Genomic DNA, 14,863 nt, shown 5'->3' with positions numbered 1-14,863 from the left:
CCGAGGTCTGCGAGCCGGTTCGAGAGGTTGTTCAGGCCGGTGGCGAAGGCTGGCCTGCTGTTGGCTCCGTCGTGCTGCCGGGAGGTGGCTCGTATCTGACGTAGGGATGGGGTGTGCCTTGCCGCCAATGCGTGCACAGCTCCTCGTTGAACGTCTTTTCGGCAACGAGATCAACTGGCAGGGACAGGTTTAGTGCCCGGTACATATCGAAGCGATGGAGGTCGAAGGCGGCACATACGGCAACACCGTAATTTCTCGCTGCGTGTACAGCTGCCCAGTAGGCAAGCCATGCAATGGTGGCGGGCGCGATGATGAGCAACGCCCACCAGCCCGATTTCGCCAGCAACCCCGCGCAGACCAGGGCGGTGACAAAGGCCGTCACAGATAAGCGGGCAGCAGCATCGAGGGCGTTTCGGGAACTTTCCAACACGGTTCGGGTCGCATCTGGTAGGACCGGGTACAGTCTCGGCCACGCGGAAACGGCGTCGAGTCCATACCCTGAGCCTGCACGAAACTCGCTGGCGGCCAGGACATTACCGAGCACAGTTCGTTCTACCGGCAGAGAGTTTGGCGGATAACGCGAATCAAGTTCGGCTTGCGCCCACCCGGCACGATTGGTCGCCGCAGCGTTTGGTGGATCTCCCACAGCTATCGTTGCGGCCGCCAGCACCGACCGCTTCTTGGCATGCCGTGCCGATCGCCAAGCGCCAAGCCATCGCAGCCACGAAGGCCAGGCCCCCTCGAGGAATCGAACCAACGGAATCTGGAATGGGTGCGCGATGACCGTAAGTAGGGTGACCGCCAACCCGAGTAGGAGCGCCTGGGTCACGCTGAGTGCGTTGGCAGTCTTCCACGCGGCGGTGAAGTCCAATCGCGGACCTGGAGCTCCCGCCCACAAGAGAAGCAGCACGAAAAGCAGGCTTGCGACCGTCGGTAGGTAGGTGACCGCGGCAAGTCGCCCACCCAATGATGAGCCAGCTGGTGCTACCAGCGATCCGATGCTCACTAGGTCACCTCGGTTGTGCGCTTGCATGTAGGGCAAGCCGGTGGTTCCGCTGCGGTGCAGTACACGGCGCGGTCGCAGTGGGCACATCGATACGCGAACGCGACGTAACGGCGAGAACGGCCGAGCAGCGACTGGCCGTCGTTGTCGTTACGACTGTGAGCTGTATCGGCTGAGGTATCGGCCGTGGAGGTGTCCGGATAGTCATCCCGGTGGACCATGCCAACCGCTACGCCGTCTACGTAGACGGCAATCGTATTCAGCTCACGGACATGATCGAACACGGCCTGTACCTGCTCGCCTGCATCCTCGGCGCGGTCAACCGAGGATAGCGACGGACGCTCGACAATGGCAACGGCGGCAGCCGATTTCGTCGGTTGCCCGGGTGCGCTGATCACGTGTCTGTAGGTGAATCGAACTGATTCAGCTTCGCTCATAGCCACACCCCGCTCGTCGTACGCCGCTAGCCTGGAAGCAGTCATCATACGGGGGCAAGCGTGCGTGGTCTGATCCTGTCAAAATTTCGAGAACGATTGCAACAGTTGAGGTTAAGAGTCGAGGGTAGAACTCCGGAGGCGCAGGTGACCGATGAGAAGATGTTGGCGGGGGAGGAGCTGCGTGACTCAGCTGGGGCACTCCAACAGATACTCGCGGCGGTCGATAGCGGCAGCGAACTTCCGGTCCGCGCTGTGGTCCAGGTCTCACGTGTACACGGGGAGAGGGCTAATACTCGGCATCAGGAGGGTCGCGATTTCCACTTCGATTTTGGGATCGCGTTCTTGCTGAGTGCGCTAGCGGTGGACACTGATCCTGCGGTGAAATCCTGGCTGCCGACGCAATGGGAAGCCATGGCGCAAACCTTACCCGGCGTGCGGGAGTCCTCGGGCAGATTTTTGAATCCGAAACTGCGATTGTTGTGGCCGCACATAGTCGCCGGAGCGTCAGATGTGATCCGCTGCCAGATAGGTCAAATGACGATGGGTCTGATTTTGGCGTCATCTGATTCGCCCGACCTGTCCCGGGCGGCTGACAGTGGTCGGAGTCAATTTCTTTACGCTGAATATCGGATCACGGATAATCCTGATCTGCTGGGGCTTGCCACGGCGGCCATGGAGTCGGCGATATCATCACAGCCCCTAGGTCCAGGCGGCGAAGGTCCCATCGCTCACGAAGTCGACTTCTTAGGCACGCTTTGGTATATGCACTTTGAATTGACGAACAATACTGAAAACCTTGTTAATGCTCTAAAATTTCACCAGCAAGCACTGGAAATAGGCGGGACGGGCCGTGTTGGAATTCTCGACAACATTGGCGCGACCCAGTGGTCCCTAGGTGTGTCACTGCATGACGGTCGATATCTTAACGACGCGATAACAAGCTATTCGGCAGCATTGCGGAATGGCGGTTTAGATCGCGAGATCGTGCGTAAACTTTGGCGTGTCATTACCTCTGCAGTGGAAGAAGCAGGCTTGGGGCCTATCCTGGATAGGGCGGTGATGATAGGTGGGGAATTGCTTACTCTTGAGTCCGGCTTGAGTGGCGAGTATTCGCAACGTGCTGCGGGACTGGGTGAAATGTTCCGGGTTCGATTTTTCCTGAAGGCTGACGATGGCAATCGTGATGATCTCGATGGCTGGGTCAATCAAATGCAGGGTGCGCTTGAATCGGCTACATCAGATGATGATCGAGCGAGGTTGAGCGTGAATGTCGCCACTGCCTTCGCTACTCGATATGACTTCTTTGGGGAAATAGAAGATGGTCGTGAAGCAGTGCGCCTCTGGGAGCAGGGCCTTGACGGTCTAGCGCTTGGTAATGCGCAGCGACTTCTGTTTAAACGGGACCTCGACAGCGTTCGAGTCCGCACGGAAGAGCCTGAGCAAAAGACGGCATTGGATGGTAAATCGTCGATGGAGCGTGAGCTGGAGTGGGTCCACCGGCTGCATGCTCTCTACCAGGATCGCCCATATCCAGCCTTCTTAGGTAGAGAGGTGGAGCTGGCAGCGCGTGCTGCCTCGAGGTACCCGGACTCGCCGAAAGCTCAAATGCAATATGCGGCTGCGTTGCGGATGCGCTATCAGTTTGCTGGCGATCCGGCTGATCTCGTGTCAGGAGAATCCGCGCTGCGGACAATAGATTTGGATGTTGATACCCCACATATCGGAGTGATGTTCGAGCTTGGAATAGTGCTGAAGCTACGATATGAATGCGGCCACGGCATCGAGTGCCTACATGAGTCGGTCCGGATCCAGCAGTTGGGTTCAGCTTTGGCAACCGGCCAGGAGCGAATGGCTCTCCTTAACGGACTCGGACATTCACTAATTCGACGTTACGAACGAAGCGGGTTCAGCCACGACCTGGAGCTCAGCATTAAGACCTTGAATGAGGCGCTGCTTGAGGGGAAGGGCTCGCCGATCTCTCAAGGGCACCTGCTGAACAACCTCGGTAGCGCCTTCGGGCTTCGCTACGCGATAACACATGACCGGGAGGACCTGTACGCATCGATAGGACACCATCGTCAAGCAGTCGAGAATACTTATTTTGAACATGTTCAGATGCCTGTCCGATTGAGCAACCTTGCTATGTGCCTGAAAACGGCATTCGTTGATATCGGCGACGAAGATTTTCTTGATGAGGCAGTCACCGTGAGTCGACGAGCATTGGACTCCACTCAGAAGGATTCGCCAGAGCGGGCACGTCGGCTGGCCAATCTCGCTGGACTATTGGCGACTCGATACCGAAACCAGAACAACCTGGCTGACCTCAACGCCGCGATCGAATACGGCGCCGCATCAACTCGCTCCGTTCAGCCTGGAAGTGTGCGTGAAGCGGAAATATTGATAAGCCACGGGGATGCTTTGGCCCAGAGGCTCCGTGCTCATGGCAGAGATGAGGACAGGAAATCGGCAATTCAGATTTTTGAACGCGCTGCCGCCCTAGATACGTCGCTGGTCAGCGATCGTGCGATAGCCGCTCGCAACGTTGCTACATTGGTGGCGGCGACAGACCTTGAGGGTGCTGTCGATCATGCATCGACGGCCTTTGATATGCTCGGCGCGTTCGACTGGCATGGACTACCGTTGTCGGATCAAGCGGCGCTGGTTCGTGATTGGACGGGGTTCGCTGTGCAGGCGGCGGAGTGGGCGCTCAGTATAGACCTGCCTTGGAGGGCGGTGGAGCTGCTTGAGCATGGGCGCGGCACGGTCTGGAGCCAGGTCGTCTCGAGAGATGCGGACATCGATCCGCTCATCGGCGTGCGCTCCGATCTTGCACAGCAGTGGACGGCACTTATTGAAAGTACGCCTGCGATAGACGCTGGCAGTGTCCTCACCGGCGGGCAACTTTCAGATATCAACACCCGTCGTAAGCGTTTGCTCGCCGAAATCCGTGAAGTGCGGGGGATGGAAGGCTTCCTCTCAGCGCCATCGGTCAAGGAGGTCGCCAACGTTGTACGCAATGGGCCTGCGGTCTATGTGAACCTGACCGACTCAGCATGCACCGCGATAATTGTCCGCCCAGGTATGGATGTTGAGTTACTAATGCTTGACGGGTGTAAGCCCGAAACCGCGCGTGCTCGAATAAATGAGTTTCAGATTGCGCTGAGTCGAGCACTGTACGCGCGTGCAGAGCTACTCAATGCCCGGCGACGAGGTCAACCCTTGCGCAAGGCCACGCGGATCGCCTTTCACGCCGCAATCGATACTGTTCGATCGGGGTTAGAGTGGGGATGGGAAATGATCACGGAACCCATCATCGCGCGGGCACTCGCTGATCAAACACGATCTGGCCGAGATGGGCTTGCGCTCGGCAGAATATGGTGGTGTCCGACTGGACCACTGACCCAATTTCCGCTGCACGCCACGGGTATCCACGGGATAGCCGGCGATTCCGTGCTCGACCGCGTGATTTCTTCTGAAACTCCGACCCTGCGGATGCTAGTGCACAGTTACCAGGTTTCACCCGAAAAGGTTCGACCTTCACGCACGCTCACAGTCGGTGTGTCTAATCCATTCGGACGAGAGGACTACCTCGAGCAGGTGGCGGCCGAGATCAGCGGAGTTATCGCCGGTAGCAAGAGATCGGAAGTCACCGTGCTCGACGGTTTAGCGGCGACCCGGGAACAGGTTCTATCTCAGTTGCCGGTCCACAGCCATTTCCATTTTGCAGGACATGGGTCGCCTCGTTTCGAGAGCCCATCGAATACTGCGTTGCAAGCAGTGGACGGTGCGATCACTGTGGCAGATCTGGTCGAACTTCACCTAGGCGGACATGATTTGGCATTCCTCTCTGTATGTCATGGATCCGACCCCGGCCCGGTGCATTCCGACGAGGCCCTGCACCTCGCTGGCGCTGCCCAGGCCGTTGGTTTCAAGCATGTCATCGCGGCACGCGACAGCATCGAAGATGATATCGCCGTGCGGGTAAGCAATGCCTTTTACCGAGAATTGGGAATCCGATCTGATCCCGCCGTAGCACTGCACCGCGCTCTACACGGATTGCGCGACGAACTTCGTGCGGAGGCTGCCGAGGATGAGCTAGTCAACCCGTTCGCATGGATCCATCACACGCACTCCGGCCCTGCCTATAGGGCCTCGCCGTCCGACCGATGAACGATTCCGACAACTCGTCCAACTCCGCCACCGATCGATGTCCCGTTGAGCGCTTGATTGTTCGAGCAGCTTGCGGAGGGGCCGAGCTGCGGTACCGGGATCTTCTTCTCAGGCACGGTAAGCGGCGACATCTTCGCGAACGTGTCGTCCTCAAGGATCTCCTCGCGGACGAGGTACTTGCAGAACTGCTGCAAGCTTCGGAACTGGCGGTGAGCGAACTCCGGCGTCACCGACTTCTGGGTCCGCTGGTTCAGGCGGTTCAGGATGTGCTTGATGTACCCCGCCGATCACCGAACGAGCCAGGGATTCGAGAGCCGGCGGCAGATTCTTGCTCACCAGGTACTTGTGGAAGTAGCTGATGACCTCCCGCGGGGCGACCCATCCGGCGAAGCGTCGGATCGCCCCTGATGGGCCGTGACCAAGATTATTGTCATCGGAGAGTCTCAGTTCTGATTCATCCCGTGCGGGCGGCTATCGAGCGCGAGCTTCCAGAACGACTCGTGCCCGGGGATCGTCTCGGCAAGCTCTTTCGAAACGTTCGCTCGCTCAAGCATCATCCTCAGCAGTTCGCGCGGACGAACACCCGTCAGGTCTTGTCGCCGGTGTCGTGGATAACTGCGTTGTAGAAGTCGTAGTAATCGACCTTGTAGATGATTTCGGCTAGCAGGCCGCCATCCTCCTCGGTCACGGTGGTGTCGCTTCCCAGTTCGACCCCTCACCCGGCGTGCCGAATGGTTCGCTCTCGGTCGCGACCTCGCCTGCCACGTACCTGAGTAGGTCTGCAGAGGTCGGTTCACGCCCCAGTCGCTCTCGTAGTACGGCGGGCCCTTGAATGAATCCGACCATCATCAGTTGCATCTGGTGGGTCCGTGCATGTGCATCATCGAATTCATCGCGGGGCGTCAACGGATCGTAGTCGTCGGGCAATCCCATCGCTACAACACGAAGAATTTCGATAGCCATCAATATTCGACGGCCGTGTTCGAACATCTCGATGAACCCGAAGTCACCGTAGAACGGCACCGGATCGCTCAACGGCTCTGGTCCGCGTGCTGCTACCGGCGACCGTCGCGGGTTCACATGGAGTGACTCGCTGTGAGCCTTGTAGTCGATCGGCTCAAAGTCGTCGTTCGCGAAGGGCCCCACCCCATGATCTCGGAGTCGCTCGCGAACCTTCACCGGCCGGTACCTGCTCCGCATCAGTCGATCATCAGCGTTGAGCCATTCGTCCACACTGCCGGGATCGGCCGCGAAGTCCAACAACAGGTACTCGATCTCCATCACGTCGCGCATCGCGTCCGCCGCGACCCCCTGGTAACCGGAAAGCGTTGCTTCTAGCGCAGTCTGGTAGTCAGCCCTGATGCGCTCGATTAGGAACGCAACACCCGATATCGTAGGCGTTTCCGCGTAGGCCTTCTCGGCAGCCCGAAGGTATGTGAATAGTTGCTCTAAACCACGAAGGCGTGCCCCCTCGAAGAGTTTCGCGAGTCGCTCGGAGCGCCGCCGCTCTGCCAAGATCAGAGCCTGCGCGAGAAGCGGTCTCGACCCTTGCAAATTCGGGAGCAGTTCAGAGTACCCAGAGTTGGTGGCCACTGGGAAAATCTAGTTTCCCGTGGTGAGACTGGTGCGGGATTTGGTCTCACCTGGCGCGTCGTGGTGACCTGCCTGACGTCCTCTGGGGGCGGCGATTCCGGTTAGTCGGGTTCGAGAGGCGTTGCCGCACCATGCTTGTGGCGCCCGGCTCTGTCCTCTACGCGCATGATCAGAACGTATGAGTCTCGTTCGGGCACACGGTGCGGTTGCGGCCGGCGAGGTCCGCGAAGGTCTGCCTGGATCCGAATTTGGTTGTCGGAGAACAGATGCGAACATTGGGAGATGATGCACCGAAGCGGGTTTTTGCTCGCAAATGATCTTATCTGGATGCATGGGTACCGTGGAGGGACGAGCGAGCGGTTCCGGCCTCGTGGTGGTGTCCCCGCGCCTTACCGTAGCCTTCCTTCGGCGATCTTCGTCCTTGCGTTCGCCGCCGGTGAAGAGCGAACAAAGTCTGCGTGTCGGCGGGAAGGATTGCGCATTCCGAAGAGCAGTGGATACATGCACCTCGGTAGCAAGAACTTCGTCAGCAGTTGGCGAGAGAAGACCGGTCAGGAATTGGTTGCCCGGGCACGTACTGCTCCCTTCGCCCGTGGGAAGGTCCACGACTGGGAGCTTCTGGAGGGCAACGACCTCGATGAATACCTTCGAGAGGGATATGCGTGGCGCAACCAACTGGCGCACACCGGTACACCTGACGCGCTCGATGCGGAGGCCGCGAAGGCGTTCGGTTCCCGATTCTATCGTCCTGCAGTTCATCTCGATGACGGTTCCGTGGAGTTTCGTGAGCCGACTGTCAATCTGAACCTCGCCGAGGGCATGTTGCAAGCCGCACAGGACATCGCGTACCTGACCGCCACGCCTGAAGAGCGGTCGGAGTGGACATGGGCACTACCACGGTGGACCGATCCCGGGAACATGCCGGACGGCCTAGCCTTCGATCGTCGTTTCGCGCTTCCCCCTGAGATTGTCGCGTGGGCGCGGGGTCGAGACGAGCATGACCCGAATGGCTGGCGTTGACGGATAGCCTCCGACAGGGCTCCCTCATTGCTCGATCTGTCGAGGTGCCGACAGCGAGTGGGTTCCCTGTCCGGGTGCCGAGACTGAGCCACGTGTGTCGCTCTCGCCCACCCGTTCGGTTCACGGTCGACGAACAACTCGCGATTCGTCGGAACCTACTGTCCCGCGTGGCAATGCCCTTCCCGCGCGGGACAGTAGCGCACCAATCGGCCAGCTACAGCTCCTCGGCGCCTTCGCACCCGTCCAGCGCGGATAGGTGCTGTTCCCACATCGCTGTGGGATCACCGGTCGGTTCCGATTCCGGCGCCGGTTCGTACTGCGGCACCGGCCGAACTACTACGTGCTGAGTCTGTGTCATGCCTGGTTAGACGTTGCCGAACACCGATCGGTTCCATCGGGTTTCAGAGCTGGTTCTGATGCGCGAGCTCGGGAGCGCACCGCCCGGCTTCCTGAGCATCGTCGTCGGGCTGCGGCTGGCGCGTCGGCAGGTCGTCGGTGCCGTACAAGAACGCTCGGAGCGACTGGCTTCGCGACGGGTCTTGTAGCTGGGTCATCGCCTTCTTTTCGATCTGGCGGATCCGCTCGCGCGAAACGCCGTAGATCTTTCCGATCTCATCGAGCGTCTTCGGTGAATCGTCCGAGAGCCCGAACCGCATAGACACTACGCTCGCTTCCCGCTCGCTGATTGTTTCCAGCACGGCGGCGATCTGCCCTTGCAGGAGGGCGAACCCAATTTCACGCTCTGGATTGGCGTACGGGTCGGCGCTGTCGTAGAGGTCGCCCAGCGTCGCCTCTCCCTCGTGGGCAACCGGGGTGTCCAGCGAGAGGATGTCGTGCCGCCCAAGCATCAAGCACTCCGCCACTTGGCTATCGATCAACTCGCAAGCCAAGGCCAGCTCGTGAACCGACGGTGGTTCGCCGTCGACAGTCAGACGAGCATGGACCTGCCAGACCTTCAGCACACGCTCGTACATATGCACCGGCACCCGGATCATGCGCGATTCGTTGGCGATCGCGCGGGTGATGGCTTGGCGTACCCAGTTCATGGAATAGGTCGAGAATTTGTTGCCCATGTTCGGGTCGAACAGCTCCACGGCGCGAATGAGCCCAATCATTCCGTGCTGGAAAAGGTCGTCGAAAGTCATGCCAGAAGGCGCGTAGCGCTTGGCGACTGAGCGCACCAGCCCCTGGTTGTGAAGCAGCAAGCAGACCGCCGCGTCGTGAGGTTCGCCTGTCAGTTTGGCGAAGTCGCCCTGGTTAAGAGGTTTTCCAGTTTCTCCCCGTACCAGGATCGCGAGGCCGACTTCTTCCTCGGACCGAAGCAACACGCTGGCACGTCTGGCCGCGGGTACGCGTCGATCGGACCTGATGCGCCGACGAGCGGCCTCCACAGCATCCGCGTCGCGTCGCGGACCGTCCGCCACCCGGTTATCCGGCTCGGTATCGGATTCCGTGCCGGCTACTACGACTTCGGGCATCTCGGGGTCTGTCTGCACAGGCGCGCAGTCTTCATCGATGTTGAAGCCCGCCTTGATGAGCAGGCGATCGATCTCAGCCGGAAGATCTTCCGGTGGGGTCCGCAGCGTCCCCAGCACACGCTCGATGCGGGAGCGTCGAATCACTCGATCCTTGACGAACGGTTGCAGTCGGACGAGTACGCGACCTACGTATTCAATGTCCACTCGGAACCCCCATGGACGACACCGAACTGCTGCGGGCGGCGTGTCCGTGCGGCAGGATTACGCTGCAGCCAAACCTGTGGGGAGCGACATTGAGAATGATCCCGGCCGAGCTTGGCTCGGTCCCGACAACTACGTCCGAACGGCGCGTGTTCGAGGTGCTGGCGGCCAGCGGCTTCCGAGGCACAGCACTGCACTCGCTGAACCTGCCGACGCACAAGTACAAGCTCACCTCTGAGCTTGATTTCGTGCTCGTGCTCGACGAGTTGGTGCTGGTCGTAGAGGTCAAGGGTGCCCAAATCTCTTGTAACAACGGTTTGTGGACGTACAGCGACCGTAGCGGACACCACCGACAAGATCGGGAGGGTCCGTTCAAGCAGGTCAACAGCGGTATGTACGCATTGCGGGATCGGCTAAGGCGGCAGATCGGCGTAGCAGTTGATGACATCGCTTTTGGGACCCTGGTGGTTACTCCCGACGTCGACCTGGCGCTGAGCAGCTTCGAGTGGGATGACGAGACCTACTGTGGCCGAGGTCGATTCAGCCGAGACTTCGTCGGGGCGGTCAACCGGGCGGTCACCTACTGGGGCGGGCGGCAGCCGGAGAAGCTGCCGATCGACAAGCACCTGCACGGCAACTTGATTCAGCAACTGCGCCCAAGTTTTGACCGCTCGCCCTTGCTCGACGCGCGCGCCAGCACGCTCGACGTCGCTTTCGTTCGTCTGACCGACGAGCAGTTCACCAGGCTCGACCTCATCAGCGAGGCACCCAGAGTGCTCTGTAACGGGGGAGCGGGGACCGGCAAGACCTTCCTGGCGACCGAGGTCGCCCGCCGTCAAGTCCTGCTCGGACGCGCGGTGCTGTTCATCTGCCGAAGCGAAATCCTGGCGGCGTTCGTACGCGAACTGCTGACCGGGACTGGTGTCGCCGTTCACGCGGCATCCGAATTGCCCACCGGCCAGCATTTCGATGCCGTAGTCATCGACGAGGCACAAGATCTGATGAACTTCGACAGCCTCGACAGCATGGAGGCGACCATCGTAGGCGGCTGGAGCGACGGCCGTTGGGTGATGTTCATGGACCAGAATCGCCAGGCTGACCTCTATGGCGACTTCGATCGAGAAGCCCTGCAGTACATCCAGTCGTTCTCGCCGGTGCCGGCCACCCTTCAGACCAACTGCCGCAACACTCGTGAGATCGCGTTCCTGACCCGGGCGCTGACTGGAGCGGACACCGGGGTGGCCGCGGCTGGCTCGGGGCCGGAAGTCGAGATGCTGACAGTAGACGACCAGGCAGCGGAGACTGCGGCGCTGGAAGCGCACCTGCGTGTGCTCCGAGACCATGAAGTGCCGGTGGGTGCTGTCACCATTGTTTCGCTGCGTGGCGATTGGGAGACGAGTGCAGCCAGGGGGCTGCGAGTCGCGCGAAAGGGGAAGTTGCGTGTGCTCGAGAAGGATTCAGCAGCTGGTTGGCCGGGCGACGACCTCACGTGGGCATCAGCGGTGGACATCAAGGGGCTGGAGAATCGGTTCGTGTGCGTTATAGACATCGCCTCACTGGACTCTGAGACGGAGATCAACCTGCTGTACGTCGCATTGAGTCGGCCCCGCGCCGGTCTATGGCTAACGACCAATCCAGCCGTAGCGGCCCGCGTGGGTGAGCTGTACAAGACCCACGCCGCAACGGCTCTCGACGCATTGAAAAAGGCGGGCGTATGACCACACTCTCGGATGTCCGGGCCGACTTCGTCGACTACGTTCGGCGCCAGCTCGTGGGTCCGTTCGACGGGTCCGCTGAGATCATCTTCGATCCGCCAAATCGTCGGTATCTCATGGGCACACTGTTCCCCCGTAAGGCCGAGTTCGCTGGGTACGTGGAGGAGGAGGGTGAGGCGGAAGACGAGTCGGCGACGGCTGGCGGCGGCGACGAGAGCCAGTTCAGCGACGATCCGGTCTCAGCGGCTAACGATTTCCTACCCGCGTCGCAGGGGCTGTCGTTCTTCACCACGGCGACCGAACTGACGATAAACGCCCGCGCCGCTGAATACGAACTACTAAGCGGTGTGGCCGCCGTGGAAGCTCTTGCCGCTCAGGAGGTTCGGGACGGTGGACCTACCGAGGAACAGGACGAGGACCCGCGTCAGAAGTCGCCGGGTTCAAGACGTGTGTGGCGGCGTAACCAGCTGGCTGAGGCGAAAGTAGTCGTTACCGCTGACGACACCGAGCCCCAGCCGATCTGGGACAAGAAAGCCGAGATTCACATTCGCTGGCGCGAGTACCCACACGGGAATCTCGTGACGGTTACATTGGTAAACGCCCGGAGCATCGATGGTGAGCACCCCAAGCCAGGCTGGGAAGATATCCTGCTCCAGGTCGAGTTCGACGTGAGCGTGGACAGCGCGGGCGAGCTCTTGGAGTACCCGTCGGTAACGATGGCTTCCCATGATCCCGAGGAGGAAGAGCTTCGACTGATGCACCGCAAGGCGCGCGTCTTCGCCATCGGTCACGGCTGCTCGCCGGAGTGGCGAGAACTCGATGGCAAGGTCAACGGTGTCCGCTCGGAAGTTATGCCCTCCTATATCGTTCCGCGGGTTAGCGCTGAGGGCGACTCGGTGCGGGCCCTGGACATCGCCTGGCTGGCCGACGCCTCGACCGATGCCGCAGACCTCGTGCGCGAACTCGATGCTTTCGTTGACCCGTACGCGGCCTGGATCGAGCAGGTAGGTGCCGAGGCAGCGGTCTTAGATGAGCGTTACAAGGACGCGACTGTGTCCGTGATCAAACGCCTGGTGTGCGCTCGCGACCGGATGCGCGCGGGCGTTCGGGTGTTCGCGGAACACCCCGATCGCGCCAAGTTGATCGAAGCCTTCCGCCTGGCTAACCGGGCCATGTTGATTCAGATGCGGCACAGCAAGAAGGACTTGGTCGGCACACGTCATTCGCGTAGTGCGGCCCCCGACTTGCCGACGAACTATCCGGGTGGTGCCGAGTGGCGGCCGTTCCAGATGGGCTTCTTCCTGACGACCCTGCGCGGTCTGGTAGACCCCAAAGACGATGATCGGAATGTCGTAGACCTGATCTGGTTTCCGACAGGCGGAGGTAAGACTGAGGCCTACCTGCTCGTGGCGGCCTTCGAGATCTTCCGACGTCGATTGCTGGAAGGTGCCACAGGCGGAGGCACAGCGGTTGTTAGTCGTTACACGCTGTCGCTGCTGACAGCCCAGCAGTTCCAGCGTACTGCCTCAACCATCGCGGCCTGCGAACACCTTCGGCGCGAGAACCCAGCCAGCCTGGGTGATGAGCCAGTCTCCGTAGGTCTGTGGGTCGGAGAGGCGACTACGCCGAACCGCTATGTCAAGGCACGCGAGCAGTTCGACGAACTGCGCGACGCCGGTGAAACAGATGATCGGTTCCTCCTGGAGCGCTGTCCGTGGTGTGGAACCGAGATCGTTCCCCGCGAACACAGCGACGAGGACGCCGACTATGGCATCGTCTGCACCGATCAGTCGTTCAAGTTCTATTGCCCATCAAGCAAATGCGAGTTCCATACCGGGTTGCCGGTTCGGGTGATCGACGACGCGCTATACGCCAGCCCGCCGACCTTCCTGCTCGGCACAGTGGACAAATTCGCCCAGCTAGCCTGGGTGCCAGAGTCAGGCAAACTTTTCGGGCGCGCCAATGGCACGCTTCCCCCGTCTCTCATCATCCAGGACGAGTTGCATCTCCTGACTGGCCCGTTGGGTACAACTGTCGGCCTGTACGAAGCCGCGATCAACTTGCTCTGCGAGTCAGACGGGCGCCCACCGAAGGTCATCGCCTCCACCGCGACGATTCGGCGCGCTACGGCGCAGATCAACGGCCTTTTCGGCCGGCCGGTCGATTTGTTCCCGCCATCGGGGATCGATGCTGGCAACTCCTACTTCGCCAGGGAGGACAAGGCGTCACCCGGACGCTTGTACGTCGGCATGATGGCCCAAGGACACACCTTCGACACCGCGGTGGTGCACTCCGGCGCAGCGCTTCTCCAGGCACCGGTAGACCTCTGCCTGACCGACGATGCCCAGGACGCCTACTGGACTGTAGTCGCCTACCACAGTTCCCTGCGCGAGCTCGGCAAAACGGTCACCATCGCCCGCGACGATATCCACTCCCGCTTGGGCAGCTTGATCGTTAATCGCCCCAAACGCGAGTACGACGTCGATGAGCTGTCATCGTCTGTTCCACGACCACAGCAGCCACGCCTCCTCGAACGCTTGAATAAGCCTTGCTCCGACAAGAACTCGGTGGACTTCTTGGCCACATCCAGCATGCTGTCTGTGGGTGTGGACGTTCCTCGCCTTGGCTTGATGCTCGTCAATGGTCAGCCGAAGGCCACCGCCGAGTACATCCAGGCCACCAGTCGCGTGGGACGGTCGACGGCACCCGGCCTAGTGTTCGATCTGTTCCGCGCTACCAAACCGCGCGACAGATCCCACTACGAGAACTTCCGCGGGTACCACTCAGCGCTCTACCGCCACGTTGAGCCCACAAGCGTCACCCCGTACTCGCCACCGTCGCGTGACCGCGCGCTGCACGCCGCGCTGGTGATCCTCGTCCGGCACAAGCTCTGTCTGAACATGGATGGACAAGCTGGCGAGATCCTCAATCGAGAGGCCGAGGTTCGTGAATTGGCGGACGCCCTGATCGAGGTGGTGGAACGTGTCGAGCCTCGCGAACGAATCGGCGCGCGGAGCTACCTGGACAGGTTCATCGACGACTGGCTGGACCGCGCTCGGCGAGCCGACGCGGACAGCAAGCTCTTGTACTACAAGCCGAATGGCAAAGGCCAGATCAACCTCATCAAACAGTTCCACGCCAAAGGCGACGCGTGGCCAACACTCGGTTCGATGCGCAATGTCGACATGGAGTCGCTGATCGAGGTTGCCCACGGTGCGGGATCGTCGAAGGGGAGCAAGTAGCCAA

Annotated in this window: 8 protein-coding genes; 4 read left to right on the top strand and 4 right to left on the bottom strand. The window is 60.5% G+C overall.

Translation table 11 applies throughout. The features are described 5' to 3' along the window. Window positions 1-31: 31 nt before the first annotated feature. Together ACFXKN_RS07715 and ACFXKN_RS07710 are read right to left on the bottom strand one after the other, a co-directional pair. Entirely contained in the window at window positions 32-1,006 is a 975-nt protein-coding gene (locus ACFXKN_RS07715) for a hypothetical protein (RefSeq protein ID WP_379432744.1), read from the bottom strand. Next, window positions 1,006-1,440 carry a hypothetical protein gene (locus tag ACFXKN_RS07710; RefSeq protein ID WP_379432743.1) on the bottom strand — a complete coding sequence of 145 codons (435 nt, stop codon included), beginning with the start codon at window positions 1,438-1,440 and terminating at the stop codon, window positions 1,006-1,008. The genes ACFXKN_RS07715 and ACFXKN_RS07710 overlap by 1 nt, the downstream gene beginning before the upstream one ends. A 144-nt stretch (window positions 1,441-1,584) precedes the next feature. Here ACFXKN_RS07710 and ACFXKN_RS07705 point away from each other — a divergent pair, with 144 nt between their 5' ends. Then, complete coding sequence (locus tag ACFXKN_RS07705; RefSeq protein ID WP_379432742.1) at window positions 1,585-5,610, top strand: CHAT domain-containing protein; 4,026 nt, start codon at window positions 1,585-1,587, stop codon at window positions 5,608-5,610. 684 nt (window positions 5,611-6,294) lie between these two features. Here the strand turns inward: ACFXKN_RS07705 and ACFXKN_RS07700 are convergent. Further along, window positions 6,295-7,203 (bottom strand): hypothetical protein, encoded by a 909-nt coding sequence (locus ACFXKN_RS07700; RefSeq protein WP_379432741.1) that lies wholly within the window; start codon window positions 7,201-7,203, stop codon window positions 6,295-6,297. A gap of 501 nt (window positions 7,204-7,704) precedes the next feature. Between ACFXKN_RS07700 and ACFXKN_RS07695 the strand changes: the two genes are divergently transcribed. Then, window positions 7,705-8,223, top strand: a complete 519-nt coding sequence (locus tag ACFXKN_RS07695; protein WP_379432740.1) for a hypothetical protein — start codon at window positions 7,705-7,707, stop codon at window positions 8,221-8,223. 401 nt (window positions 8,224-8,624) lie between these two features. Here ACFXKN_RS07695 and ACFXKN_RS07690 read toward each other — a convergent pair whose 3' ends face one another. Further along, window positions 8,625-9,905 carry a sigma-70 family RNA polymerase sigma factor gene (locus ACFXKN_RS07690; protein ID WP_379432739.1) on the bottom strand — a complete coding sequence of 427 codons (1,281 nt, stop codon included), beginning with the start codon at window positions 9,903-9,905 and terminating at the stop codon, window positions 8,625-8,627. A gap of 11 nt (window positions 9,906-9,916) precedes the next feature. Between ACFXKN_RS07690 and ACFXKN_RS07685 the strand changes: the two genes are divergently transcribed. Together ACFXKN_RS07685 and ACFXKN_RS07680 are read left to right on the top strand one after the other, a co-directional pair. Beyond that, complete coding sequence (locus ACFXKN_RS07685; protein ID WP_379432738.1) at window positions 9,917-11,620, top strand: NERD domain-containing protein; 1,704 nt, start codon at window positions 9,917-9,919, stop codon at window positions 11,618-11,620. Further along, window positions 11,617-14,859 (top strand): helicase-related protein, encoded by a 3,243-nt coding sequence (locus tag ACFXKN_RS07680; RefSeq protein WP_379432737.1) that lies wholly within the window; start codon window positions 11,617-11,619, stop codon window positions 14,857-14,859. Before ACFXKN_RS07685 ends, ACFXKN_RS07680 begins: the two co-directional genes overlap by 4 nt. Window positions 14,860-14,863: the final 4 nt, after the last annotated feature.

Source organism: Nocardia sp. NPDC059195, from assembly GCF_042754695.1.
Classification (GTDB): Bacteria; Actinomycetota; Actinomycetes; order Mycobacteriales; family Mycobacteriaceae; genus Nocardia.
Note: the sequence above shows the minus strand (reverse complement) of the source record. Positions and strands in the feature narration are given on the sequence as shown.

Bases quoted from the DNA above. Each gene is read 5' to 3' on its own strand.
- ACFXKN_RS07710 (WP_379432743.1), bottom strand. From the start codon at position 1,440: ATGAGCGAAGCTGAATCAGTTCGATTCACCTACAGACACGTGATCAGC.
- ACFXKN_RS07685 (WP_379432738.1), top strand. From the start codon at position 9,917: ATGGACGACACCGAACTGCTGCGGGCGGCGTGTCCGTGCGGCAGGATT.
- ACFXKN_RS07680 (WP_379432737.1), top strand. From the start codon at position 11,617: ATGACCACACTCTCGGATGTCCGGGCCGACTTCGTCGACTACGTTCGG.
- ACFXKN_RS07695 (WP_379432740.1), top strand. From the start codon at position 7,705: ATGCACCTCGGTAGCAAGAACTTCGTCAGCAGTTGGCGAGAGAAGACC.